25 protein-coding genes and 1 riboswitch are annotated in these 22483 nt (G+C 71.2%); of the genes, 11 read left to right on the top strand and 14 right to left on the bottom strand.

Going from position 1 to position 22483, the window contains the following annotated elements; translation table 11 throughout:
- Positions 1 to 158: 158 nt before the first annotated feature.
- Positions 159 to 650 (bottom strand): YdcF family protein, encoded by a 492-nt coding sequence (locus tag GVN67_RS08745; RefSeq protein WP_159994867.1) that lies wholly within the window; start codon positions 648 to 650, stop codon positions 159 to 161.
- Positions 647 to 1885: a methyltransferase gene (locus GVN67_RS08740; RefSeq protein WP_159994865.1), complete on the bottom strand. Its 1239-nt coding sequence runs from the start codon at positions 1883 to 1885 to the stop codon at positions 647 to 649. Before GVN67_RS08740 ends, GVN67_RS08745 begins: the two co-directional genes overlap by 4 nt.
- A gap of 203 nt (positions 1886 to 2088) precedes the next feature.
- Here GVN67_RS08740 and GVN67_RS29665 point away from each other — a divergent pair, with 203 nt between their 5' ends.
- The gene (locus tag GVN67_RS29665) at positions 2089 to 2313 is read left to right on the top strand and encodes a hypothetical protein (protein WP_200845178.1); all 225 of its coding nucleotides are present in this window, start codon (positions 2089 to 2091) and stop codon (positions 2311 to 2313) included.
- A gap of 236 nt (positions 2314 to 2549) precedes the next feature.
- Complete coding sequence (locus GVN67_RS08730; protein ID WP_159994863.1) at positions 2550 to 3017, top strand: N-acetyltransferase; 468 nt, start codon at positions 2550 to 2552, stop codon at positions 3015 to 3017.
- Here the strand turns inward: GVN67_RS08730 and GVN67_RS08725 are convergent, their stop codons facing one another.
- Positions 3018 to 3932: a bestrophin family protein gene (locus GVN67_RS08725; RefSeq protein WP_159994861.1), complete on the bottom strand. Its 915-nt coding sequence runs from the start codon at positions 3930 to 3932 to the stop codon at positions 3018 to 3020.
- A 66-nt stretch (positions 3933 to 3998) separates the two neighbouring features.
- Between GVN67_RS08725 and GVN67_RS08720 the strand changes: the two genes are divergently transcribed.
- From GVN67_RS08720 to GVN67_RS08705, 4 genes are all read left to right on the top strand, one after another.
- On the top strand, positions 3999 to 4652 hold the full coding sequence (locus GVN67_RS08720; RefSeq protein ID WP_159994859.1) for a type 1 glutamine amidotransferase: 654 nt from the start codon (positions 3999 to 4001) through the stop codon (positions 4650 to 4652).
- 297 nt (positions 4653 to 4949) lie between these two features.
- Positions 4950 to 5666, top strand: a complete 717-nt coding sequence (gene rph / locus GVN67_RS08715) for a ribonuclease PH (protein ID WP_159994857.1) — start codon at positions 4950 to 4952, stop codon at positions 5664 to 5666.
- A gap of 50 nt (positions 5667 to 5716) precedes the next feature.
- On the top strand, positions 5717 to 6304 hold the full coding sequence (locus tag GVN67_RS08710) for a non-canonical purine NTP pyrophosphatase (protein ID WP_159994877.1): 588 nt from the start codon (positions 5717 to 5719) through the stop codon (positions 6302 to 6304).
- A 146-nt stretch (positions 6305 to 6450) separates the two neighbouring features.
- On the top strand, positions 6451 to 7776 hold the full coding sequence (locus tag GVN67_RS08705) for an aspartate aminotransferase family protein (protein WP_200845177.1): 1326 nt from the start codon (positions 6451 to 6453) through the stop codon (positions 7774 to 7776).
- 37 nt (positions 7777 to 7813) lie between these two features.
- Here the strand turns inward: GVN67_RS08705 and GVN67_RS08700 are convergent, their stop codons facing one another.
- A complete protein-coding gene (locus GVN67_RS08700; protein ID WP_159994855.1) occupies positions 7814 to 8431 on the bottom strand; it encodes a LysE family translocator in 618 nt (205 codons plus the stop codon).
- Positions 8432 to 8455: 24 nt separating this feature from the next.
- Positions 8456 to 8542: riboswitch (ZMP/ZTP riboswitch) on the bottom strand.
- Between the two features lie 166 nt (positions 8543 to 8708).
- On the opposite strand from GVN67_RS08700, the gene GVN67_RS08695 reads away from it, so the two are divergent.
- Complete coding sequence (locus GVN67_RS08695; RefSeq protein WP_159994853.1) at positions 8709 to 9677, top strand: GTP-binding protein; 969 nt, start codon at positions 8709 to 8711, stop codon at positions 9675 to 9677.
- Positions 9674 to 10729 (top strand): WD40 repeat domain-containing protein, encoded by a 1056-nt coding sequence (locus GVN67_RS08690; RefSeq protein ID WP_159994851.1) that lies wholly within the window; start codon positions 9674 to 9676, stop codon positions 10727 to 10729. Before GVN67_RS08695 ends, GVN67_RS08690 begins: the two co-directional genes overlap by 4 nt.
- Positions 10730 to 10796: 67 nt before the next feature.
- Here GVN67_RS08690 and GVN67_RS08685 read toward each other — a convergent pair whose 3' ends face one another.
- Complete coding sequence (locus tag GVN67_RS08685) at positions 10797 to 11219, bottom strand: hypothetical protein (protein WP_159994849.1); 423 nt, start codon at positions 11217 to 11219, stop codon at positions 10797 to 10799.
- A gap of 52 nt (positions 11220 to 11271) precedes the next feature.
- Positions 11272 to 11919 carry a polymer-forming cytoskeletal protein gene (locus tag GVN67_RS08680; RefSeq protein ID WP_235035184.1) on the bottom strand — a complete coding sequence of 216 codons (648 nt, stop codon included), beginning with the start codon at positions 11917 to 11919 and terminating at the stop codon, positions 11272 to 11274.
- Positions 11920 to 12249: 330 nt separating this feature from the next.
- Between GVN67_RS08680 and GVN67_RS08675 the strand changes: the two genes are divergently transcribed.
- From GVN67_RS08675 to GVN67_RS08665, 3 genes are read left to right on the top strand one after another with little or no spacing between them, the layout of a single operon-like run.
- Complete coding sequence (locus tag GVN67_RS08675) at positions 12250 to 13233, top strand: adenosine kinase (protein WP_159994847.1); 984 nt, start codon at positions 12250 to 12252, stop codon at positions 13231 to 13233.
- 13 nt (positions 13234 to 13246) lie between these two features.
- Positions 13247 to 14158, top strand: a complete 912-nt coding sequence (locus tag GVN67_RS08670; protein WP_159994845.1) for an AEC family transporter — start codon at positions 13247 to 13249, stop codon at positions 14156 to 14158.
- A gap of 43 nt (positions 14159 to 14201) precedes the next feature.
- On the top strand, positions 14202 to 15161 hold the full coding sequence (locus GVN67_RS08665) for a tripartite tricarboxylate transporter substrate binding protein (protein WP_159994843.1): 960 nt from the start codon (positions 14202 to 14204) through the stop codon (positions 15159 to 15161).
- Positions 15162 to 15378: 217 nt separating this feature from the next.
- Here GVN67_RS08665 and trpA read toward each other — a convergent pair whose 3' ends face one another.
- The 8 genes from trpA to rpsA form a co-directional block, all read right to left on the bottom strand.
- Complete coding sequence (trpA, locus tag GVN67_RS08660) at positions 15379 to 16209, bottom strand: tryptophan synthase subunit alpha (RefSeq protein WP_159994841.1); 831 nt, start codon at positions 16207 to 16209, stop codon at positions 15379 to 15381.
- Positions 16206 to 17423, bottom strand: coding sequence for a tryptophan synthase subunit beta (trpB, locus tag GVN67_RS08655; protein WP_159994839.1), 1218 nt, complete (start codon positions 17421 to 17423; stop codon positions 16206 to 16208). Before trpB ends, trpA begins: the two co-directional genes overlap by 4 nt.
- A gap of 122 nt (positions 17424 to 17545) precedes the next feature.
- On the bottom strand, positions 17546 to 18208 hold the full coding sequence (locus GVN67_RS08650) for a phosphoribosylanthranilate isomerase (RefSeq protein WP_159994837.1): 663 nt from the start codon (positions 18206 to 18208) through the stop codon (positions 17546 to 17548).
- Positions 18208 to 18921: an orotidine-5'-phosphate decarboxylase gene (gene pyrF / locus GVN67_RS08645; protein WP_159994835.1), complete on the bottom strand. Its 714-nt coding sequence runs from the start codon at positions 18919 to 18921 to the stop codon at positions 18208 to 18210. Before pyrF ends, GVN67_RS08650 begins: the two co-directional genes overlap by 1 nt.
- Entirely contained in the window at positions 18921 to 19253 is a 333-nt protein-coding gene (locus GVN67_RS08640; protein ID WP_159994833.1) for a lipopolysaccharide assembly protein LapA domain-containing protein, read from the bottom strand. Before GVN67_RS08640 ends, pyrF begins: the two co-directional genes overlap by 1 nt.
- Positions 19250 to 19576: an integration host factor subunit beta gene (gene ihfB, locus GVN67_RS08635; protein WP_159994831.1), complete on the bottom strand. Its 327-nt coding sequence runs from the start codon at positions 19574 to 19576 to the stop codon at positions 19250 to 19252. Before ihfB ends, GVN67_RS08640 begins: the two co-directional genes overlap by 4 nt.
- 64 nt (positions 19577 to 19640) lie before the next feature.
- Positions 19641 to 20552, bottom strand: a complete 912-nt coding sequence (gene sppA, locus GVN67_RS08630; RefSeq protein WP_159994829.1) for a signal peptide peptidase SppA — start codon at positions 20550 to 20552, stop codon at positions 19641 to 19643.
- 205 nt (positions 20553 to 20757) lie between these two features.
- Entirely contained in the window at positions 20758 to 22479 is a 1722-nt protein-coding gene (gene rpsA / locus GVN67_RS08625) for a 30S ribosomal protein S1 (protein ID WP_159994827.1), read from the bottom strand.
- Between the last annotated feature and the right edge of the window lie 4 nt (positions 22480 to 22483).

The raw sequence follows: 22483 nt of genomic DNA, 5'->3' as shown, positions 1-22483 counted from the left end.
TTCGATGGAACGACGGAGCGTGACCCTCGCTTCTTTACGGGCTCGATCGCCCCAAGGGGTTCCGGGCTACGCTCCGCCACCGCTCCGGACACTCTAGCAACGACCGAGCGCGATGGCGCCAAGTTACAAGGGGTCCAGGGGAATTCATTCCCCTGGCCTTACCGTCTGATCTTGCTGTCCCAGGTTCCCGCCACCGCGTCATAAGGCAGCGCCGCCGCTTCCCGCGCCCGCCACCACCAGCGTTCCTGCCAGCGATGCGCAGCTTCCGGCGCCGGCGCCGCGCGGGCGGGCAGGCCGTAGATCCGCAGCAGCATCACGCAGCGCGGCAGGTGGTAGCCGCTGGAGGCGGCGAAGACCGGGCCGGCATGGTCGCGCAGCAGCGCCGCGCAGGCGCGGGCGGAGCTCAGCGTGTCGGTGCCGGTGGTCTCCTGCAGGATGGCGTCGGCCGGGGTGCCGAGGTCTTGCAGCAGGCGCGCCATCACCGCGGCCTCGGCCGGGCCGTGGCGGCCTTGGGCGCCGGTGGGGACGAACAGGGCCTCGGGCGCGAAGGCATGGGCGGCCATGACGCGGCGGCGCAGCGTCAGGCTGGGGCTGCCATCGGGGCGGACCGCGGCGCCGAAGATGACGATGGCCGGGCGGCCGGCGGTCATGCGGCGGGGGCGGCCAGCAGCAGGCGGTTCAGCGGCTCCAGCGCCTGGCGCAGCGCCGCGAAATCGCGGGCGAAAGCGGCTTCGGTCACGCCGTTCTGGGCCAGCTCGGCGCCGATTTCCGCGATGCTGCGGCGGCCGTCGATGCGGGCCAGGATCGCCGAGGCCAGGCGCGGCAGCGGCACGCCGAGCCGGATGCCGTCGAAGGTCACGCGCAGCACGCCATCGGCCGGGATGCCCTTGGCCAGGGTCGGGCCGTCGAGCTCGCGCAGGATCGGCACGGCCGCGGGGTTGTCCCAGTCGGGGGTCAGCGCCTCGTCGCGGGTGACGTAGGCGATGTGGATGCCCATGTTGCCGGCCAGCGACTCGGCCAGTGCCGCGCGTTCGGTGGCGCCCAGCGTGGCGATGCGGGCGCGCAGCTTCGGGTCGGGCAGGTAGCGCTCGGGCTCGTAGCGCAGCGGCTCGACGAAGCAGCGCAGGCGCAGGCCGGCGCCGTCGATCAGCGCCGCCAGCTGGGGGACACTGAAGGACACGTCGCGCGGGTTGAGCAGCAGGTCGTAGAGCCCGGCATCGCCGCCCTCCAGGTGGTCGGTGATCCAGGGGTTGCGGCGCAGCCAGGCGGTCTCCGGCAGCTGCTTCCACAGCCGCTTGGCGATGTCGACGCGGGCCGGGGGCGCCTCGCTGTCGGGGGCCAGCAGGCGCAGCGCATCCTGCAGCATATAGACGCCGGTGCGGCCATGCGGGGCATAGACCATCAGCCCGATGCCGCCGCCCGGGGCCAGGCTGCCGGCCAGCGCCGCCAGCCCCGCCGCCGGGTCCGGCAGGTGGTGCAGCACGCCGCAGCAGTCGATGTAGTCGAATTTTCCCAGATCCAGCGCCGGCAGGTCCAGCAGGGAACCGCTGACGAAGCGGATATTGGTCAGGCCGCGCTGCTTTGCGCGCGCTTCCGCCACCGCGCGGGCGGCGGTCGAGCGGTCCAGCCAGGTCACCTCGCCCGGGCGCCCGGCGCTGGCCAGCTGCTGCGCCAGCATCATGGTGCCGTCGCCGCTGCCGCCGCCTGCCATCAGCACGCGCAGCGGCTGGCTGGCGGGGCGGCGGGCGCCGAAGATCCAGTGGTCGACCTCCCGCAGGTGGCTGGGGCTGCCGATGATCAGGCGCTTCGCCTCGTCGCGCGGGTCGCGCTCGGGATAGGGATAGGCCTCGTACTGGGCGGCAAGGCGGGCATCGGTGGCGTCCATGGCCTTCCGGATAGGGAAGCCGCATCCCATCTGCAAGGGCATGCCGCCGATCAGCACCCTGTCCCGCATCGTCCTCGTCCTGCTGGTGGCCAGCGCCGTGGTGCGCATCTTCCTCTTCGCGCTGGAACGCTGACCGCGTCGTGATCCAATGGCCGGTCCCGGCCCGGCTATGACAGGGGCGCAACAACCGGGGAAAGCCACCCTTGGCCAATGTCGTCCTGATGCTGCCGGTGCTCGCGCTGGGCGGGCTGACCGCCATGGCGCTGGTCGGCAGCCTCCGCGAGCGGCGGCGCCGGCCGCGCCAGGGCAGCAACACCGGGGATGGCGGTGGCGGCGATGTCCAGGGCGACGGCTGGCTCGACGGCGGCGGCAGCGATTCCGGCAACAGCGACGGGGGTGGCGGCGATGGTGGCGGCAGCAGCGACTGATGCCGCGTTGACCGGCGCGTTGACCACGTCCTAGGCTCCGCGCCATGGCCCATCGGATCTTCCGCACCGCCGACCGACGCCGCCGCGGCATCCCCGCGGCGGGCCTGTCTGCCATGGCATGCGCGGACCGACGAGGCTGAAAGGCTCGCGGCCCGCCGACCATCGGACACAGAGACCTCCGCAGCCCCCGCGCTCCGGGGGTTTTTTCATGCCCTTCGCCAAGGACGACCCTGGACATGGTTGAGAACAGCATCGCCGGCCTGCGGCGGGCGACGCCCGAGGATGCCGCCCTGGTGCGCGGCTTCACCCGCGCCGCCTATGCCAAATGGGTGGACGTCATCGGCCGCGAGCCGCGCCCGATGACCGCCGATTACGAGCTGGCCCTGCGCGAGCACCGCATCGACCTGGTCGAGCCCGGCGGCGTGCTGCAGGCGCTGATCGAGACCCATGCCGAGCCCGACCACCTGCTGATCGTCAATGTCGCCGTCGCCCCCGAGCACCAGGGGAAAGGCCTGGGCCGCGCCCTGCTGGCCCATGCCGAGGGTCTGGCGCGGGCGGCGGGCCTCTCCGAGATGCGGCTCTACACCAACAGCCGCTTCGATTCGAACCTCGCCCTCTATGCCCGCTATGGCTACGAGAAATACGCCGAGGAGGTGCTGCCGCCGCTGGGCATCGTCATCCACATGAAGAAGACGCTGCGATAGCTACAGCAGCAGGTCGCGCACCGGCTTCAGGGGCTGCGGCAGGTCGGTCTCGCCCAGCGATTCCAGCAGGTCGATCTGCACCAGCCGGGCGAGCGCGTCGATCGGCAGGTCGTTGACCGCGGTGCCGAAGGGTTCCTCCAGCTCGTCGCTGAGCTCGTCCAGCCCGAAGAAGGTATAGGCCAGGATCGCCACCACCGCCGGCGTCGCCAGCCCCAGCGCGCCGACATAGCCGAAGGGCAGCAGCAGGCAGAACAGCCAGGCGGTGCGGTTCAGCAGCAGCCAATAGGCGAAGGGGGTGGGGGTGTTGCGGATGCGCTCGCAGCCGGTCTGCGCCTCGGTCAGCACGCCCAGCTGGGTCTCCAGCTGGGCATAGAGCGGCTCGCCGATGCGGCCCTGGCGCCGCGCCTCGGCGAGCTCCCGGGCGATGGCGCGCAAGGTCGCCTGCAGCGGGTTGCGCAGGGCGGGCGCCGCGGCGGCCTCGGCCTCCGGCAGCCAGGGGGCCAGCGCCGTCGCCGCCTGGCCCTGGCGCAGCTGCGCCGCCAGGCCGAGGGTGAAGCCGACTAGCCGGCGCACCACCCGTTGCCGCAGCGCTGTGTCGTCCGGGAACAGCGCGTCCATGTCCCGCGCCAGGCTGCGCGCCGCCATTTCCAGCCGGCCCCAGAGGCCGCGCGCCTCCCACCAGCGCGCGTAGCAGGTGTTGGTGCGGAAGCCCAAGAAGATGGACAGCGCCAGGCCCATGAAGGTGAAGGGCAGCGCGGTGATCTGCGGAAAGATCTGCGGCCAGCCCAGGTCGGCCGCCGTCAGCAGGGTCGCCAGCAGCGTCACCACCACCAGCCGGCCGAAGATCCGCGGCAGGATGGAGCCGCGCAGGGTGAAGATCAGGCCGAGCGGCCCGGGACGCTTGCGCACGATCATGATCGGGGCAGTTTCCACCGGGCGCGGGGGATGGGAAACTCCCCGCTTCTGCATGGAAGCTGTGCGATGCGCGTGCTCGTTCTCGAGAATTCCCCCCTCGCCCCGATCGGGCATTTCGGCGCCTGGCTGCAGGCGGATCGCGGCGCCACGCTGGACACGGCCTCCGGTCCTGGCCTCGTGGCGGGCGCGCCGCTGCCCGAGGCCGACCTGCTGGTGACGCTGGGCTCGCCCCAGGCGGCCTATGACGCCGATGCCTGGATCGCCGCGCAACGCGACCTGCTGTCCCGCTGGATCGCGGATGGGCGCGCGGTGATCGGCATCTGCTTCGGCGCGCAGATGATCGCCAGCGCCATCGGCGGCAGCGTCTCCGCCATCGGCCGCTTCCACGAGGGCTGGATGGAGACCGCCGAGGTCACCGGCCCGGTCTGGCGCGGGCCCTGGGTGCGCTGGCACGGCGACCATGTGGCGGTGCCCGAGGGGACCGAGGTGCTGGCGCGGTCGGAAGACACCATCCAGGCCTTCCGCCACCGCCGCGCGCTGGGGGTGCAGTTCCACCCGGAGGCCAATGCCGGCTGCGTCGCCGATTGGATCGGCTTCACGCCGGCCGGGCGCCTGGATGACCCCGAGGCGATCCTGGCGGTGACGCGGGAACGCGACGCCTCGCTGGCGGCGCAGCGGGAGGCGCTGTTCTCTGAAATGCTGCGATTGGTTGAGGTTTAAGTATTTAATTTAAAAAGGAAAAGGCCAGGGGAATGAATTCCCCTGGACCCCATCTTTTTTCTGTCTGTGCTGCCGCAGGCCACACTGCCGGCGTCCCACCGTGACCCCCTGGCGACGTTTCCCGTGAAACGTTGGCCTGGTCATGGCCGAATATCAGAAAAAAGATGGGGGCTTGGGGGAATTCATTCCCCCAACCTTTTCAATAACTTCCTTTGAAATCCCTGTCTTCGGTTTGACAGCCACCCTCCCCCCAGCGCATCAGCCCCACAGCAAGAACCCCAGGAAAGTCCCCCCGCCATGCGTCCTTCCGGCCGCGCTGCCGATGCGCTTCGCAGCGTCACGCTCCAGCCTGGCGCCGCCCGCCACGCCGAGGGCTCCTGCCTGATCCGCATGGGCGTCACCGAGGTGCTCTGCACCGCCAGCGTCGAGGGCCGCGTCCCCGGCTTCCTGCGCGGCAAGGGCGAGGGCTGGGTCAACGCCGAATACGGCATGCTGCCGCGCGCCACCCACAGCCGCGGCGAGCGCGAGGCCGCCCGCGGCAAGCAGTCCGGCCGCACCCAGGAAATCCAGCGCCTGATCGGCCGCGCGCTGCGCGCCGTGATCGACCGCAAGGCCATGGGCGAGGTGCTGATCACCATCGATTGCGACGTGCTGACCGCCGATGGCGGCACCCGCTGCGCCGCCATCACCGGCGCCTGGGTGGCGCTGCACCAGGCCTTCGAGCATTGCGTGCTGAAGAACCTGATGTCGCGCAACCCGCTGCGCGACCAGGTCGCCGCCGTCTCCTGCGGCGTCTACAAGGGCGAGACGGTGCTGGACCTCGACTATGCCGAGGACAGCGCGGCGCAGACCGACGCCAATTTCGTGCTGACCGGCAAGGGCGGCATCGTCGAGCTGCAGGCCGCGGCCGAGGGCGCCCCCTTCGACGACGCCCAGTTCCAGGCGATGCTGGCCCTGGCCCGCCAGGGCAGCGAGGGCCTCTTCGCCGCCCAGCGCCGGGCGATCGGCCGGTGAGCGTCCCCGTGAGCGCCCCCCGCCGCCCGCTGACCGAGACGCGCATCGTCATGGCCAGCCACAATGCCGGCAAGGTGCGCGAGAACGCCGCCCTGCTGGCCGAATACGGCATCGAGATCGTCAGCGCGAAGGACCTGGACCTTCCCGTGCCGGACGAGACCGAGACCAGCTTCATCGGCAATGCCACGATCAAGGCCCTGGCCGCGGCGAAGGCCTCTGGCCTGGTGGCGCTGGCCGATGACAGCGGCTTCTCGGTCGCAGCCCTCGACGGGGCGCCCGGCGTCTACACCGCCGACTGGGCCGAGCAGCCGGATGGCAGCCGCGACTATCCCGCCGCCATGGCCAAGGTGGCGGATCTGGCGCGGCCGCATGCCGATCGCGGCGCCTGGTTCACCTGCGCGCTCGTCCTGGCCTGGCCGGACGGCCATACGGAGGGCTTCGAGGGCCGGGCGATGGGCGAATGGATCTGGCCGCCACGCGGCGAGGCCGGCTTCGGCTACGACCCGATGTTCGTGCCGAACGGCCACAGCCAGAGCTTCGCCGAGATGGGCAAGGCCGAGAAGCACGCCATCAGCCACCGGGCGGATGCCTTCCGCCTGCTGGCCGAAGGCTGCCTGGCCGGGCGCCGCAAGGGCTGAGGCGCCGTGCCGTGCCGGCGCAGCGACTGCGCCGGACAGCGGAAAAATCAGCGTTTTCTGCGGCCGCGGCGGCGCATCGCCCCTCGCCAGCCGCGCGCATCGGGCCTAGCCTCGCCGGCTTACGCCCTTGCCCGCGCAGGATCGCCATGAACCAGATCGCCGTGCCGCGTCCCAACAATCTGGACGCCTTCTGGATGCCCTATACCGACAACCGCTACTACAAGGGGCATCCCCGCCTGCTGGCGCGGGCCGAGGGCATGTCCTACTGGACCGCGGACGGGCAGGAAGTGATCGACGGCACCGCCGGCCTGTGGTGCTGCAACGCCGGCCATGGCCGCCGCCAGATCACCGAGGCGATCCAGAAGCAGGCGGCGGTGATGGACTTCGCGCCGACCTTCCAGCTCGGCCATCCGCTGGCCTTCGAGGCGGCGGCGCGCGTCGCCTCGATGACGCCCGAGGGGCTGGACCGCATCTTCTTCACCAATTCCGGCAGCGAGAGCGCCGACACCGCGCTGAAGATCGCGCTGGCCTACCAGAAGGCGCGCGGCCAGGCCCAGCGCGTCCGCCTGGTCGGGCGCGAGCGCGGCTATCACGGCGTCGGCTTCGGCGGCATGTCGGTGGGCGGCATCGGCGGCAACCGCAAGCAGTTCGGCGCGATGCTGCCCTATGTCGACCACCTGCCGCACACCCACCTGCCGGCGCAGAACAGCTTCGTCCGCGGCCTGCCCGAGCACGGCGCCCACCTGGCCGATGCGCTGGAAGGGCTGGTCGCGCTGCATGGCGACACCATCGCCGCCGTGATGGTCGAGCCGATGGCGGGCTCCACCGGCGTGCTGGTGCCGCCGGTCGGCTACCTGCAGCGGCTGCGCGAGCTCTGCGACAAGCACGGCATCCTGCTGATCTTCGACGAGGTCATCACCGGCTTCGGCCGCGTCGGCACCAATTTCGGATCGGAGCGCTTCGGCGTCACCCCCGACATCATGACCATGGCCAAGGGGCTGACCAACGCCGCCGTGCCGATGGGCGCCGTCGCGGTGAACAACGGCATCTACGACGCCATCGTCAACGGCGCGCCGGACGGGATCGAGCTGTTCCACGGCTACACCTATTCCGGCCATCCGCTGGCCTCGGCGGCGGCGATCGCCACGCTGGACCTGCATGTCTCGGAAGACCTGCCGGGCCGCGCCAAGGCGATGGAGCCGTATTTCGAGGAGGCCGCCCATTCGCTGCGCGGCCTGCCGAATGTCATCGACATCCGCTCGATCGGGCTGGTCTGCGGCATCGAGCTGTCGTCGCGCCCGGGCAAGCCGGCGGCGCGCGCCGTCGACGTGTTCCGCGACTGCTTCGACAAGGGCGTGCTGATCCGCACCACCGGCGACATCATCGCGCTGTCGCCGCCGCTGATCGCCGAGCGCAGCCATATCGACCGGATCTTCGGCACCCTGGCCGACGCCATCAAGGCGGCCGCCTGAAACTGGGGGGGAGGCTTCGGCCTCCCCCTTCTTCGTTTCAGCGCGGCAGCAGCAGCCGCATGCCGAGCCCGGCCATGACCAGCCCGGCGGCGCGGTCCAGCCAGGCTTTGCTGCGCAGATAGGCCGCCCGCGGCGCCGGCGCCGAGAAGGCCAGGGCCACCAGCGCGTACCAGCCGGCCTCCACCGCCAGCACCAGCAGCGGCAGCGCCAGCAGGAACCAGCCCGGACGGTCGGCCGGCAGCAGGGCGGCGAAGATGCCGGCATAGGCCAGCGCCGTCTTCGGGTTGCTCAGCTGGGTCGCCAGCGCCAGCCAGAAGGCGTTGCCGCGGCGCGGCGGCGCGTCCGGCCCCTCCATCGCCAGCGGCATGGCGGCGCCGCGGAAGATGCGCCAGCCGAGCCACAGCAGGTACAGCCCGCCGCCCAGGCGCAGGCCCAGCGCCAGGGCCTCGACCCGGGTCAGCAGCGCGGCCAGGCCCAGCAGGGCGAGGCCGGCGAAGACCGCGCCCCCCACCCCCATGCCCAGCGCCGCGGCCAGGCCAGCGCCTCGGGCGCGGCCGACGGCGAGGCGGCAGACCAGGACGAAGCTGGGGCCGGGGCTGATGGCGCCCAGCAGCAGGGCGCCCAGGATGGCGAGCAAGGCGGTGGTGGCGGACATGGCAATCCTCCTCGGGAAGGAAGCGTGGATTGCCCAGGCGAGCGGCATGGCCGGCATGGCCCCGCGCTTCCCGATGGTGCTCCATCTCTCTCGCCAGTCGCGCGGGAGCCGAGGCTAGGCCGGGTCGCGCGGGCATCGCAACGGAATTTGCGGCACAGGCGGCGGGGGGCCGCGGGTCGGGCATGCCCGCTGATCGCAGCGGACCCCGTGACCTTCGGCGGGAAGCGTATCATATAACGCTGCGAGCGCCGTTCCCCCGGCAGGAGAGAAGTCCCCCATGAGCGACACCGAGACCGTCCCCGTCACCGTGCTGACCGGCTATCTGGGCGCCGGCAAGACCACGCTGCTGAACCGCATCCTGACCGAGAACCACGGCAAGAAATTCGCCGTGGTGATCAACGAGTTCGGGGAGCTCGGCGTGGACAACGACCTCGTCATCGATGCCGATGAGGAAGTGTTCGAGATGAACAACGGCTGCATCTGCTGCACCGTGCGCGGCGACCTGGTGCGCATCCTCAGCGGGCTGATGAAGCGCCGCGGCAAGTTCGACGGCATCATCGTCGAGACCACCGGCCTGGCCAACCCGGCCCCGGTCGCGCAGACCTTCTTCATGGACGAGGACGTCAAGCGGGCGACGCGCCTGGACGCCATCGTCACCGTGGTCGACGCCAAGAACCTGGTCGCCCGCCTGGCCGATTCGAAGGAGGCCGAGGAGCAGATCGCCTTCGCCGACCTGATCGTGCTGAACAAGATGGACCTGGTGGACGAGGCCGAGGCGGCCGAGGTCGAGCGCCGCATCCGTGCCATCAACCCCTATGCCGAGCTGCAGCGCGCCACCAAGTCGGCGGTGCCGGTCGACAGCGTGGTCGGGCGCGAGGCCTTCAGCCTGGAGCGCATCCTGGAGCGCGAGCCGGACTTCCTGACCTCCGACGAGCATGAGCACAATGCGGACATCATGAGCATGTCCTTCGAGGTCAGCCAGCCGATCGACGCGGAGAAGTTCAACGCCTGGATCGGCCAGCTGCTGCAGGCCAAGGGCCAGGACCTGCTGCGCACCAAGGGCATCCTGGCCTATGAGGGCGAGGACCGCCGCTTCGCCTTCCAGGCGGTGCATATGATCGCCGATGGCGACTTCATCGGCCCCTGGAAGGACGGCGACCCGCGCAAGTCCAAGCTGGTCTTCATCGGCCGCAACCTGAACCGCCCGCAGCTGCGCCGCGGCTTCGAGAGCTGTGTCGTGGCATGAGCGAGACCGAGACCGGAAGCGTCGACGACGCCGACTTCATCCTGCAGAGCCGCGGCGCCGGGCATGAGCTGGGCGCCTGGGTGGTCAATGTCGCCTTCGGGGCGGATGGCAAGTCGGCCGGCTTCGCGCTGGGCGACGGCAGCATCCACCTGGCCGACCCCAAGACCCCCGAGACCGCCTGGCGCAAGCTGGAGGCGCATGACGGCGCCTGCCTGTCGATGGTGGCCGATGCCGGCAGCGGCTTCCTGTCGGGCGGCGACGACGGCAAGCTGCTGCGGGTCGAGACCGATGGCAGCACCAGGACGCTGGCCGATTTCGGCATGATGAAGTGGGTCGAGCATGTGGCCAGCCACCCGTCCGGCCTGCGCGCCGCCTCGGTGGGCAAGGTGGTGCATGTGCTGGGCAAGGACGGGGCGAAGCTGAAGGCGCTGACGCACCCGTCCAGCGTCGGCGGCGTCGCCTTCGACGCCAAGGGCAAGCGGGTCGCCGCCGGCCACTACAACGGCGCCAGCGTCTGGTTCGTCAACAGCAAGGACGACAATGCCAAGGTGCTGCCCTGGAAGGGCAGCCACCAGGCGACGGCGTTCAGCCCGGACGGCACCCATGTGGTGACCTCGATGCAGGAGAATGCCCTGCATGGCTGGCGGCTGACCGACCAGCAGGACATGCGGATGTCCGGCTACCCCTCCAAGATCAAGAGCTTCTCGTTCACGGGCGGCAAGGGTCGCTGGCTGGCGACGTCGGGGGCGGATTGCATCGTGCTGTGGCCGTTCTTCGCCGGCGGGCCGATGGGCAAGCCGCCGCTGGAGCTGGCCGGGGGCGACGGGGTGCTGTGCAGCCAAGTCGCCTGCCATCCGCAGCATGAGGTGGTGGCTGCCGGCTTCGCGGATGGGCTGGTGCTGATGGCCGAGGTCGGCAGCGGCAAGATCGTGCCGGTGGCCGCCCCCGGCCGCGGCGCCGTGAGCGCGCTGGCCTGGAGCCCGACGGGCACGCACCTGGCCTTCGGCACCGAGACGGGTTTTTGTGGGTTGGTGGATTTGTCCCGCCGCTGATCTGGCTTTCAGGACAGAAAAAAGATGGGGGTCCGGGGGAATTCATTCCCCCGGCCTTTTTTTATGTTCAGCCGCGCCGGAGCAGCTCGCTCATGCAGGCGGCTTCGGTCCGCCGCTCGGTCCCGCTGGCGCGGGCGGCGGCATAGCTGACGCGCAGCGGGCTGCCCGCGGTGTCATCCCGATCCATCACCACGTCCAGGTTGCAGAACTGCCCCTGGTAGAGCCAGACCTGGGCATTGCCTTCGTTGCGGCGCAGGCGCGGCTCGCCGAGCCAGCGGCGCACGGCGTCGGGCGACTGGCCGAGCAGCTGGGTCGCGCTCTGCGGCGTGCCGTCGAGCTGCGGCAGCACCGGCGCGGTGGTCGGCTGCATGCCGGCGATATTGTTGCGGTAGCTTTCCAGCACGTCGCGCAGCACCGCGTGGCGGTCGACGGCGGGCTCCTGGGCGCAGGCGGCGAGGAGCGGGATCAGCAGCAGGGAAAAGGGTCGCATGCTTCGCAAGGGATGCGCCGCGGGCCGGGGGCCGGCCCGCGGGCGTGTCGGTTCAGGCCTCGTCGGCGGGCAGCGGCAGGGCAGGGGCGCGGCTGCCACCCTCGCCCAGCATCTCCATGCGGCCGGAGAGCTGGCCGCCCTCCTCCACCTGCAGGCGGCGGCAGCGGGCGACGCCCAGCACCTTGCCGGTGGCGCGGATCACCAGGTTGTTGCGGGCGGTGATGGTGCCGTCGAAGGTGCCGGCGATCTCGGCGTCATCGACCTCGACCTCGCCCTTGAACACGCCGGCATGGCTGATCATCAGCTCATTGGCGTGCATCATCTGGCTCTCGATGGTGCCTTCGACGACCAGGCGCTCGGCGTCGGTCACCGTGCCCTGCAGGCTGATGCCCTTGCCGACAACCATGGTGCGCCGCTCGACGGCGGCGACCGGCTGGCCGGGACGAACGGGCGGGGCGCCGGGGGCGCCGGCATTGACCGGCGGCCGCGGCGGCATGCCCATTCCGGCGGGCGGCTGGCTGGGCTTCGGCGGCAGGGTCATGGCGGCCTCCTTGCTGGGCGCGGCGGGGCGGAAGGGGGGAACGGCGAGATCCGGGTCGCGGGCCACCGGCACGGTGGTCGGCGCCTTGCCGGCATCCTCGGTCCCTCCCGCAGCGGGCGCGGGCGGTGTGGGCTCTTCGCGGCGGCGGAAGATGGACATCGGTGCCCCCTCTGCACGACTGTTTTCAATGAAGCCTGGCGCAGTCTCCGCCAGGCGGCGGGGTGCGTCTGAGCGGGGCTATCACGCGGTCCCCGGTGGAACAACCGGGGGCAGGCCGCGCGGCTGAATTTCCCGCGCTTTTCTCGCGCGCTGCGCGCGGCCCGAAGCCCCTGGCGCAGCAGCGCGGGGCGGATATTCGTCACGCCGCCGGAAATTCCTGCGCCGCGAGATGTGAGCGAAACCCGGCACCTCCGCCGCGTCCCGGCGGCGCCCTATGAAGCGCCGCGCCCGGCTGCTATCGCGGGGGCGCAGGCAGATCAGGACCGCAGCATGACCGCCACCACTCTCGACATCCTCGGCATCGGCAATGCCATCCTGGACGTGCAGGCGCGCGCCGAGGACGGGTTCCTGGCCGCCCAGGGCATGGTGAAGGGGTCGATGGCGCTGATCGACACCGCCCGCGCCGAGGCGATCTACGGCGCGATGGGCCCGGGCGTGGAGAGCAGCGGCGGCTCGGCCGGCAATACCTGCGCGGTGGCGGCGGGGCTGGGCGCCAAGGTCGGCTATCTCGGCAAGGTCGCCGACGACACGCTGGGCCAGGCCTTCGCGCATGACATCCGCGCCGCCGGCGTGGTCTTCCCCTCGGCGCCGCTCACCGGTGGCGATCCCACGGCGCGCTGCCTGATCCTGGTGACGCCGGATGGCCAGCGCACCATGAACACCTATCTAGGCGCCTGCGTCAGCTTCGGCGAGGCGGACGTGGACACCGCCCTCGTCGCCTCGGCCGCGGTCACCTACCTCGAGGGCTACCTGTTCGACCCGCCGGCGGCGCAGGCGGCGTTCCGCCGGGCGGCGGCGGCGGCGCACGCGGCGGGGCGCCAGGTCGCGCTGTCGCTGTCCGACCCCTTCTGCGTCGGCCGCCACCGCGAGGCCTTCCGCGCGCTGGTCGCCCGCCAGGTCGATATCCTCTTCGCCAACGAGGCGGAGATCATGTCGCTCTACGAGGTCGACAGCTTCGAGGCGGCGATGGAGGCGGTGCGCGGCGAGGTGAAGCTGGCCGCGCTGACCCGCAGCGAGCAGGGCAGCGTCGTCGTCTCCGGCGAGCAGACCCATGTGATCAAGGCGGCCCCCGCCCAGGTGGTCGACACCACCGGCGCCGGCGACGCCTATGCCGCCGGGTTCCTCGCCGCGCTGACCGCCGGCCACGCGCTGCCGGAATGCGGCCGCTGGGGCTCGATCGCCGCGGCCGAATGCATCGGCCATTTCGGCGCCCGGCCGCAGGCCGACCTGAAGGCGCTGGTCGCCGCCGGCTGAGGCGACCAAGCCCATGGGCCCCTGGCTGGACGCCTTCGTCGCCACCTTCGGGATGATCGGCCTGGGCGCCCTGCTGCGCCGCCGGCTGCTGACCGAGGTGGCGGTCTGGGCGGGCATGGAGAAGCTGGTCTTCTCCGTGCTGCTGCCGGCGCTGCTGGTCTCCTCGATCGGGGCGGTCGACCTGGCCGCCCTGCCGCTGGGGGCGCTGGCCGGGACCATCTGGGGGTCGCTCGCCATCGGCACGGTGCTGTCGCTGCTGCTGGCGCGCGCGCTGGGGCATGGCCATGCGGCGGCGACCTCCGTCCTGCAGGGCGGCATCCGCTACAACAATCTCCTCGCCTTCGCCGTGGCCGGCGCGGTGCATGGCCCGGCCGGGATCGCCTTCGGCGGCATCGCCACCGGGCTGATCGTGCCCTTCGTGCAGGTGGTGATCACCATCGTCTTCGCCCTCGGCGGGGCGACGCGGCCCAGCCCCTGGCGGGTGGCGAAGCAGATGGCGACCAACCCGCTGCTGCTGGCCTGCGCCGCGGGCATGGTGCTGGCGCTGCTCGGCGGGCCGCCGCCGGGGCTGTCGGGGCTGCTGCGCGGCCTGGCGCAGGGGTCGCTGGCCGTGGGCCTGCTCTGCGTCGGCGCGGCGCTGACGCCGGGGGCGCTGCAGGCGCAGCCGGTGACGCAGCTGCTGACCGGGGTGCTGAAGCTGCTGGTGATGCCCGTCATCGCCCTGGTCCTGGCGAAGCTGCTGGGGCTGGAGGCGCTGGCGCTGGCCGTCGCCGTGCTGTTCATGGCCCAGCCCACCGCCACCACCGCCTATGTCCAGGCCCGCGTCATGGGCGGCGACGCGCCGCTGATGGCGGCGATGATCACCACCCAGCACCTGGCCGCCATGGTCAGCCTGCCGCTCTGGGTGCTGCTGCTGGCGCGCTGACCGGCGATCCCGCATGATGCGCCGCATCACGGGAAGCCATGCGATGCTGCGACGACGCGCTGTTCTGGGCACGGCCTTGGCCCTGCCCTCCCTGGCCAAGGCCCAGACGGCCTCCTGGCCCGAGCGCGCGCTGCGCTGGGTGGTGGGCTATCCCCCCGGCGGCCCCAGCGACACCTATGCCCGGCTGATCGCCAGCTTCATCACCCCGCGCCTGGGCCAGACCATGCTGGTGGAAAACCGCCCCGGCGGCGGCGCCGTGCTGGCCAGCGAGACCGTCAGCCGCAGCGCGCCCGACGGCTACACCCTGCTGCACGCCGACAACGGCAACCTGGTCTACAACCCGGCGCTCTACGCCCGCCTGCCCTACGACCCCGACCGCGACCTGACCGGCGTCGGCTTCATCGGTCGGTTTCCGCTGTTCCTGGTGGTCCGCCCCGACAGCCCGGTCGACAGCTTCGCCGCCTACACGAAGCTGGCGACCCCGCCCACCTACGGCTCCCCCGCCGTGGCCTCGCCGCACCACCTGGCGATGGAGATGCTGAAGCGCCGCGCCGGGTTCGATGCCACCCACGTGCCCTATCGCGGCGGCCCCGCCGCCATGCAGGACCTGCTGGGGGGCACGCTCGACAGCGTGCTGATCGACTGCGCCACCGGCATCCCCTTCCTGCGCGACGGCAAGGCCCGCGCCCTGGTGGTGCTGTCCGAGGCGCGCTCGGCCCAGGCGCCCGGCGTGCCGACGGCGCTGGAGCTCGGCATCGACAAGGCCGTCGCCTTCGGCTGGCAGAGCATGCACGCCCCCGCCGGCACCCCCGCCGCGGTGATCGAGCGGCTGAACCAGGACCTGCGCGCGGCAGTGGCGTCGGATGCCATGCAGGAGCGGATGCGCAACCTCGGCATCGAAAGCGCGCCCTGGACCCCCGGCGCCCTGAACGACTTCGTCGCGGCAGAAAACGGGGTGTGGCGGCCGTTGATCCGGGAACTGGGGATCAGGCTGGATAGCTGAAGAAAAGACGGGGGCAGGCCAGGGGAATGAATTCCCCTGGACCCCTTCTTCTTTCTGGTCACCGGCCGTTCGAAGGCCTGCTCTTCAACGGCACCGTCGTACGGGCATCACGGCGGGACGCCCCTATACAAAAACAGCGCGACCTCGAAGGTCGCGCTGCTGCCGGGCCGTCCAGGGGGAATTCATTCCCCCTGGCCTTGCCTCCAAACGCTTCTCGTCAGGCCGCGACCCGCGCCACCCGCACCGCCTCGGCCAGGTCGCGCACCTGGTCGAGCACCTTGCGGACGGTGTCGGGCTTCGCCCGGCCCTGCTCGTCGAGCGACCTGGCCAGGGTGTCGATCAGCGCCGAGGCCACCACGGCGCCGTCCGCCACCTGCACCGCTTCCGCCGCCTGCTGCGGCGTGCGGACGCCGAAGCCAATGGCGATGGGCAGGTCGGTGAAGCGCCGGACGCGCGGGATGGCGTCGGCCAGCGTGTCCTTGGTGGCGCTGCGGGTGCCGGTGATGCCGGCGATGGCCACGTAGTAGATGAAGCCGCTGGTGCCGGCGAGGACCTTGGGCAGGCGGTTCTCGTCGGTGGTGGGCGCCACCAGGCGGATCATGTCCAGCAGCTGCGCCTTGGCCGGGATCGCCAGCTCGTCGGCTTCCTCCGGCGGCAGGTCGACCACGATCAGCCCATCCACCCCCGAGGAGGAAGCGTCGAGGCAGAAGCGGTCGATGCCATAGGCCAGGATGGGGTTGAGATAGCCCATCAGGACGATCGGCGTGTCGTCATCCTCGCGGCGGAAGTCGCGCACCATGGCCATGGCGCCGGCCAGGGTGCCGCCGGCCTTCAGCGCGCGCTGCCCGGCCATCTGCACGGTCGGGCCGTCGGCCATCGGGTCGGTGAAGGGCACGCCCAGCTCGATCAGGTCGGCCCCCGCCCCCGGCAGCCCGCGCAGCAGCGCCATGCTGGTGGCGGGGTCGGGGTCATAGGCCTCGATGAAGGGCATCAGGGCGCCACGGCCCTCGGCCTTGAGCTCTGCGAAGCGCTTGGCGATGCGGCTCACAGCGTCTCTCCCAGGTGCTTGGCGACGGTGAAGATGTCCTTGTCGCCGCGGCCGGACAGGTTCAGGACGATGATCTTGTCCTTGTCCAGCGTCGGCGCCAGCTTCATCACATACGCCAGCCCATGCGCGGATTCGAGGGCGGGGATGATGCCCTCCAGCCGCGAGCACAGCTGGAAGGCTTCCAGCGCCTCGGTGTCGGTCACGCTGACATAGGTGGCGCGGCCGATCTCGTGCAGCCAGGAATGCTCCGGGCCGATGCCGGGATAGTCGAGCCCGGCCGAGATCGAATGCGCCTCCTGGATCTGGCCATGCGCATCCTGCAGCAGATAGGTGCGGTTGCCATGCAGCACGCCCGGCTGGCCGCCGGCGATGGCCGCCGCATGCTCGCCGGAATCGATGCCGCGGCCGGCGGCCTCGACGCCGTAGATGGCGACCTCGGGGTCGTCCAGGAACGGGTGGAACAGCCCCATCGCCGAGGAGCCGCCGCCGACGGCGCAGACCAGCGCGTCGGGCAGCCGGCCTTCGGCCAGCAGGATCTGCTGCTTGGTCTCCTCGCCGATGACGCACTGGAAGTCGCGCACCATCTGCGGGAAGGGCGCGGGGCCGGCCACGGTGCCGATGCAGTAGTAGGTGTCGGAGACGTTCGCGACCCAGTCGCGCATCGCCTCGTTCATCGAATCCTTCAGCGTGCCGGCGCCGGAGGTGACGGGGATGACCTCCGCCCCCAGCAGCTTCATGCGGAAGACATTGGGCTGCTGCCGCTCGACGTCGGTGGCGCCCATGTAGACGATGCACTTCAGGCCGAACAACGCGCAGGCGGTGGCGGTGGCCACGCCATGCTGGCCGGCGCCGGTCTCGGCGATGATGCGCGGCTTGCCCATGCGCTTGGCCAGCATGATCTGGCCCAGCACGGCGTTGATCTTGTGCGCGCCGGTGTGGTTCAGCTCCTCGCGCTTGAAGTAGACCTTGGCGCCGCCCAGGTGCTCGGTCAGCCGCTCGCAGAGCCACAGCGGGCTGGGCCGGCCGACATAGTCTTTCAGCAAGCGTCGCCACTCTGCCATGAAGGCCGGGTCGTTGCGGGCCGCGTTATAGGCCTGCTCGACCTCCTGGATGACGGGCATCAGCGTCTCGGCGACGTAGCGGCCACCGAACTGACCGAAGCGACCGCGCCCATCCGGGCCCTGGCGCAGAGTATTTGGCAGAGGCTTGTTCACTGAATTCCTCCAGGCCGCGCGTCCTGAATCCCGCGCAGCGGCAGCAGGGGATCGTATCCCCTGTGCTCTTTTAACCCGATGCGGGCCCGGGGGAATTCACTCCCGCAGGCTTTTTTCACAAATCAGGCGGAATGCGCCGCCGCGATGAAGGCTGCGATCAGCACCGGGTCCTTGACCCCGCGCAGCCGCTCGAGGCCGGAGGAGGCGTCGACCGCGGTGGCACCGGTGGCGCGGATCGCCTGGGCGATGTTCAGCGGCGTCAGGCCGCCGGCCAGCATCCAGGGCCGGGGAATGGCGCGGCCGGCCAGCAGCGACCAGTCGAAGCTGACCGCGTTGCCGCCCGGCAGGCTGGCGCCCGGCGGCGCCTTGGCATCCAGCAGGAAGCGGTCGACCACGGGGGCATAGGCCTCGATCAGGTCGAGATCGGCCTCCGAGCCGATGCCCAGCGCCTTCATCACCGGCAGGCCGAAGCGCGCGCGGATGGCGGCGCAGCGTTCCGGCGTCTCCTCCCCGTGCAGCTGCAGCAGGCCGAGCGGCACCTGCTCCAGCACCTCGGCGATCAGCGCGTCGTCCGGGTCGACGAACAGCCCGACGCAGAGCGGCCGGCGGCCGTTGCCGCTGCGCCCGGCCAGCGCCGCCGCCTGCTCCGGGCTGACATAGCGCGGCGAGGGCGGGTAGAAGACGAAGCCCACCAGGTCGGCGCCGGCACGGCAGGCGGCGTCATAGGCCTCGGCGTCGTTGATGCCGCAGATCTTGACCTGGACGGGGGCGTGGCTGTCCGGCATCAGCGCGGCCGGATCGAGGCGGCGATGGCGGCCGCGGCCGCCGCCGGGTCGGGGGCTGCCATGATCGGCCGGCCGATCACCAGCCAGTCGGCGCCGGCGGCGATGGTTTCTTCCGGTGTCGCCACGCGGGCCTGGTCGCCGATATCGGCGCCGGCCGGGCGCACGCCCGGGACCACCAGCAGCGGGTCGCCGCCAAAGGCGTCGCGAATACGAGAAACCTCATGCGGGCTGCAGACAAGGCCATCGGCGCCGGCGGCCAGGGCCAGGCGGGCCAGCCGCAGCACCTGCTGCGCCGGGCCGCCGGAGACACCGGTATCGGCCAGGCCGCTGGCGGTGAAGCTGGTCAGCACGGTGACCGCCAGGATCGCCGGGCGGTCCTCGCCGAGGCTGTCCTCGGCGGCGCGGCGGGCGGCCTCGATCATGGCGCTGCCGCCGCCGCCATGCAGCGTCAGCATCGCCGGTCGCGCCGCGCAGACCGAGCGGACGGCGCCGGCCACGGTGTTGGGGATGTCGTGGAACTTCAGGTCGAGGAAGACCGGGCGGTGCTGCGCCACGCGGGTGACCACCGACAGGCCCTCGGCGCAGAACAGCTCCAGCCCGACCTTGACCAGGCCGACATGCGGGGCGACGGCGCCGGCCCAGGCCTCGGCCCGGGCGGCATCCGCCGTGTCCAGCGCGGCGATGATGCCGGCTGCATTAGGCTTCTGGCGCATCAGCGGGTGGCCAGGGCCGTGCCGGCTGGCGTCGCCGCCTTGCGCGCCGCGTCCTGCTGGGCGCGCAGCTCGGCGAGCTCGGCCTCCAGCAGCTGCGCCGCGCGCTGCATCTTCCAGGCGCGGCGGCGGTAGCGCAGCGCGCCGCCCCAGGCCACCAGGGCGCCGAGCAGGAAGGAGATGGCGGCGGCCCCCAGCACGGCGCCGGCCAGCGGCACCTCCCAGGCGAGGTCGAGCGGCCAGAGCTGCAGCAGCACGGCAGCGCTGTTGGAAATGGCGAAGAGCACCAGCAGCAGCAGCAGCAGCGCGGTCAGCGCCAGGCCGATGAGCCTCATGGGGCGGGCACCGCGCGCGGGGCGCGTTTCGGCGCCTGCAGCGGCCCGCCATTGACGCGCTCGCGCAGCTCCTTGCCCGGCTTGAAATAGGGCACGGCCTTGCTGGAGACCTCGACGGCCTCGCCGGTGCGCGGGTTGCGGCCGGTGCGGGCCTCCCGCGCCTTGGCGGAGAAGGCGCCGAAGCCACGCAGCTCCACCCGGTCGCCGCGGGCCAGGGCCGCGGTGATCTCGTTGAAGATGGTGCCCACGATCAGTTCCACATCCGGTTGGCGCAGATGCGGATTGGCCGCCGCCAGTTGCGCGATCAGCTCGGATTTCGTCATGGCACTGCGCTCTCCTGCCGGAAGCCAGAAATGGGGGCCGGCTCGCCGGTCACTGCAGAAAGGGTCATTGCGGAAGCTGCCAAACGGCCCGGACGCCGTCAATCGCAAGCCATTCTGAAACAACGCTTTTCATGATGGTCTGGACCGAGAAGCCGAGAGCGCGCTCGGCCGCGCTGCGCGGGTCCAGGTCCTGCACCGGGGTGGTGTCGGGAATCGCGGCCTCGGCGGCCAGCCAGGCGCGGGCCTCGGGCTCGCCGCCGATGGCGTCGACCAGCTTCTCGGCCAGCGCCTGGCGGCCGGTATAGACGCGGCCATCGGCCAGGGCGTGGACGCGCTCGAGCGGCAGCTGGCGGCCTTCGGCGACCATGGCGACGAATTGCGCGTGCATGTCGGCCAGCACCCCCTGCAGCACGGCGCGGCCCTCCGCCGTCATCGGGCGGAACGGGTTGGGCTCGCCCTTCAGCGTGCCGGAGGTCAGCATCTCGGCGCGGATGCCGAGCGTGTCCATCAGCCGGCTGGCCTCGAAGCTCTGCAGGATGACGCCGATCGAGCCGGTCAGGGTGGAGTCGCGGGCGAAGACGCGCTGGGCCGGCATGGCGATCATGTAGCCGGCCGAGGCCGCGGTGCCGCGCATGACGGCGACCAGCGGCTTGCCGGTCTCGCGGAAGCGCTTCAGCGCGGCGTGCAGGCCCTCGCCGCCGGCGACGGTGCCGCCGGGGCTGTCGATCGACAGGATCATGCCACGGACCGCGTCGTCTTGGGCGGCGGCGGCGATGGCCTCGGTCAGCTTGCGGTCGTCGGTGATGGTGCCTTCGACCGAGAGGCGGACCAGGTGGGCGGGGGCGAAGCTGCCGGCCATGCGGGTGGCGAGGGCGGCGCCGGCGGCCAGCACCGCGAGCACGGCGGCGACGCGCCAGAAGACCAGGCGGCGCTTCAGGCGGCGGCGGTCGACCAGCAGGTCGTGCTCGAGGGGCATGCTCATTGCCGCCCATGAATGGGGGGCGGGGTGTGCCGGGTCAAGGGAAAGGCCCCCCCCAGAGGCCATCATGACAAAAGGCCCCAGGGGTTTCCCCCTGGGGCCTTCCGGGCGCTGCCGTCTCCGCCAGCGCCAAAGATCGGAAACAGAGGGGGGTCCGGGGGTCGTCCGAGGCAGCGCCCCGGACCCCCCCCGGCCTTCTCTATTACTCGTCGGTCGCCATCTGGTTACGGCGGCGGATGGCCGCACCCAGGATGTCGCCCAGCGAGGCGCCGGAGTCGGCGGTGCCGTACTCCTTCATCGCCTCACGCTCTTCCTCGACTTCCTTGCCCTTGATGGTCAGGGCCAGGCGGCGGGCAGCGCGGTCGACGGCGGTGACCTTCGCATCGACCTTCTCGCCGATGGCGAACTTGTCGGGGCGCTGGTCGCCACGGTCGCGGGCCAGCTCGGCGCGGCGGATGAAGCCCGTCAGGACCTCGTCGACCTTCACCTCGATGCCGTTCTGCTCGACCTTGGTCACGATGCAGGTCACGACATCGCCCTTGCGGACGCGGTCGAGAACCTCGGCGGCCGGGTCAGCCTGGAGCTGCTTGATGCCGAGGGAGATACGCTCCTTCTCGATATCGACGTCCAGCACCTTGGCCTTGACGATGTCGCCCTTCTTGTAGGCGGCCATCGCCTGCTCGCCGGCAACATCCCACGACAGGTCGGACATGTGCACCATGCCGTCGATCTCGGGAGCCAGACCCACGAACAGACCGAACTCGGTGATGTTGCGGATCTCGCCCTCGACCAGCGAGCCGGGGCCATGGCTCTCCAGGAACAGCTCCCAGGGATTGCCCTGGGCCTGCTTCAGGCCGAGCGAGATGCGGCGCTTCGGCTCGTCCACGTCCAGGATCATCACGTCGACTTCCTGCGAAGTGGCGACGATCTTGCCCGGGTGGACGTTCTTCTTGGTCCAGCTCATCTCGGAGACGTGGACCAGGCCTTCGACGCCCGGCTCCAGCTCCACGAAGGCGCCGTAGTCGGTGATGTTGGTCACGCGGCCAGAGAACTTGGCGCCGACCGGGTACTTGATCGCCACGCCTTCCCACGGATCGGACATCAGCTGCTTCATGCCGAGCGAGATACGCTGCGTCTCGGAGTTGAAGCGGATGACCTGCACGCGGACCTGCTGACCGATGGTCAGGGCCTCGGAGGGGTGGTTGATCCGGCGCCAGGCGATGTCGGTGACATGCAGCAGGCCGTCCACGCCGCCGAGGTCGACGAACGCACCGTAGTCGGTGATGTTCTTGACGACGCCGTCGAGGATCATGCCTTCCTTCAGGCCCTGGATGAGCTCCGAGCGCTGCTCGGCGCGCGTCTCCTCGAGCACAGCGCGGCGCGAGACCACGATGTTGCCGCGGGCGCGGTCCATCTTCAGGATCTGGAAGGGCTGGGGCGAGCCCATCAGCGGGCCGACATCGCGCACCGGGCGGATATCGACCTGGGAGCCGGGCAGGAAGGCCACGGCGCCGCCGAGGTCGACGGTGAAGCCGCCCTTGACGCGACCGAAGATGACGCCGTTGACGCGCTGCTGCGCGTTGAACGCCTTCTCCAGGTTGGTCCAGGCTTCCTCGCGGCGGGCCTTCTCGCGCGACAGCACGATGGAGCCGTCGCGATCCTCATAGCGCTCGACGAAGAGCTCGATGATGTCGCCGGGCTTCACCTCGGCCTTCTGGCCGGGGGGGGCGAATTCCTTGAGGGGCACGCGCCCCTCGCTCTTCAGCCCGACGTCCACGACCGCGAAATCATCATCCACCCGGACGACGCGGCCGGTCACCACCGAGCCGGCGAAGCCGGTATCGGCGCCCAGCGAGGCGTCGAGCAGGGCGGCGAAATCTTCCATGCCGGCCGAGGTCGTGGAAGGGCTGTTGGCATTAGCCATGAAG

Origin of the sequence: Roseomonas sp. 18066 (assembly GCF_902706185.1) — a bacterium.
Lineage (GTDB): Bacteria > Pseudomonadota > Alphaproteobacteria > Acetobacterales > Acetobacteraceae > Pseudoroseomonas.
The sequence above is the reverse complement of the archived record's forward strand: the minus strand, read 5'-3'. Positions and strand labels throughout refer to the sequence as shown.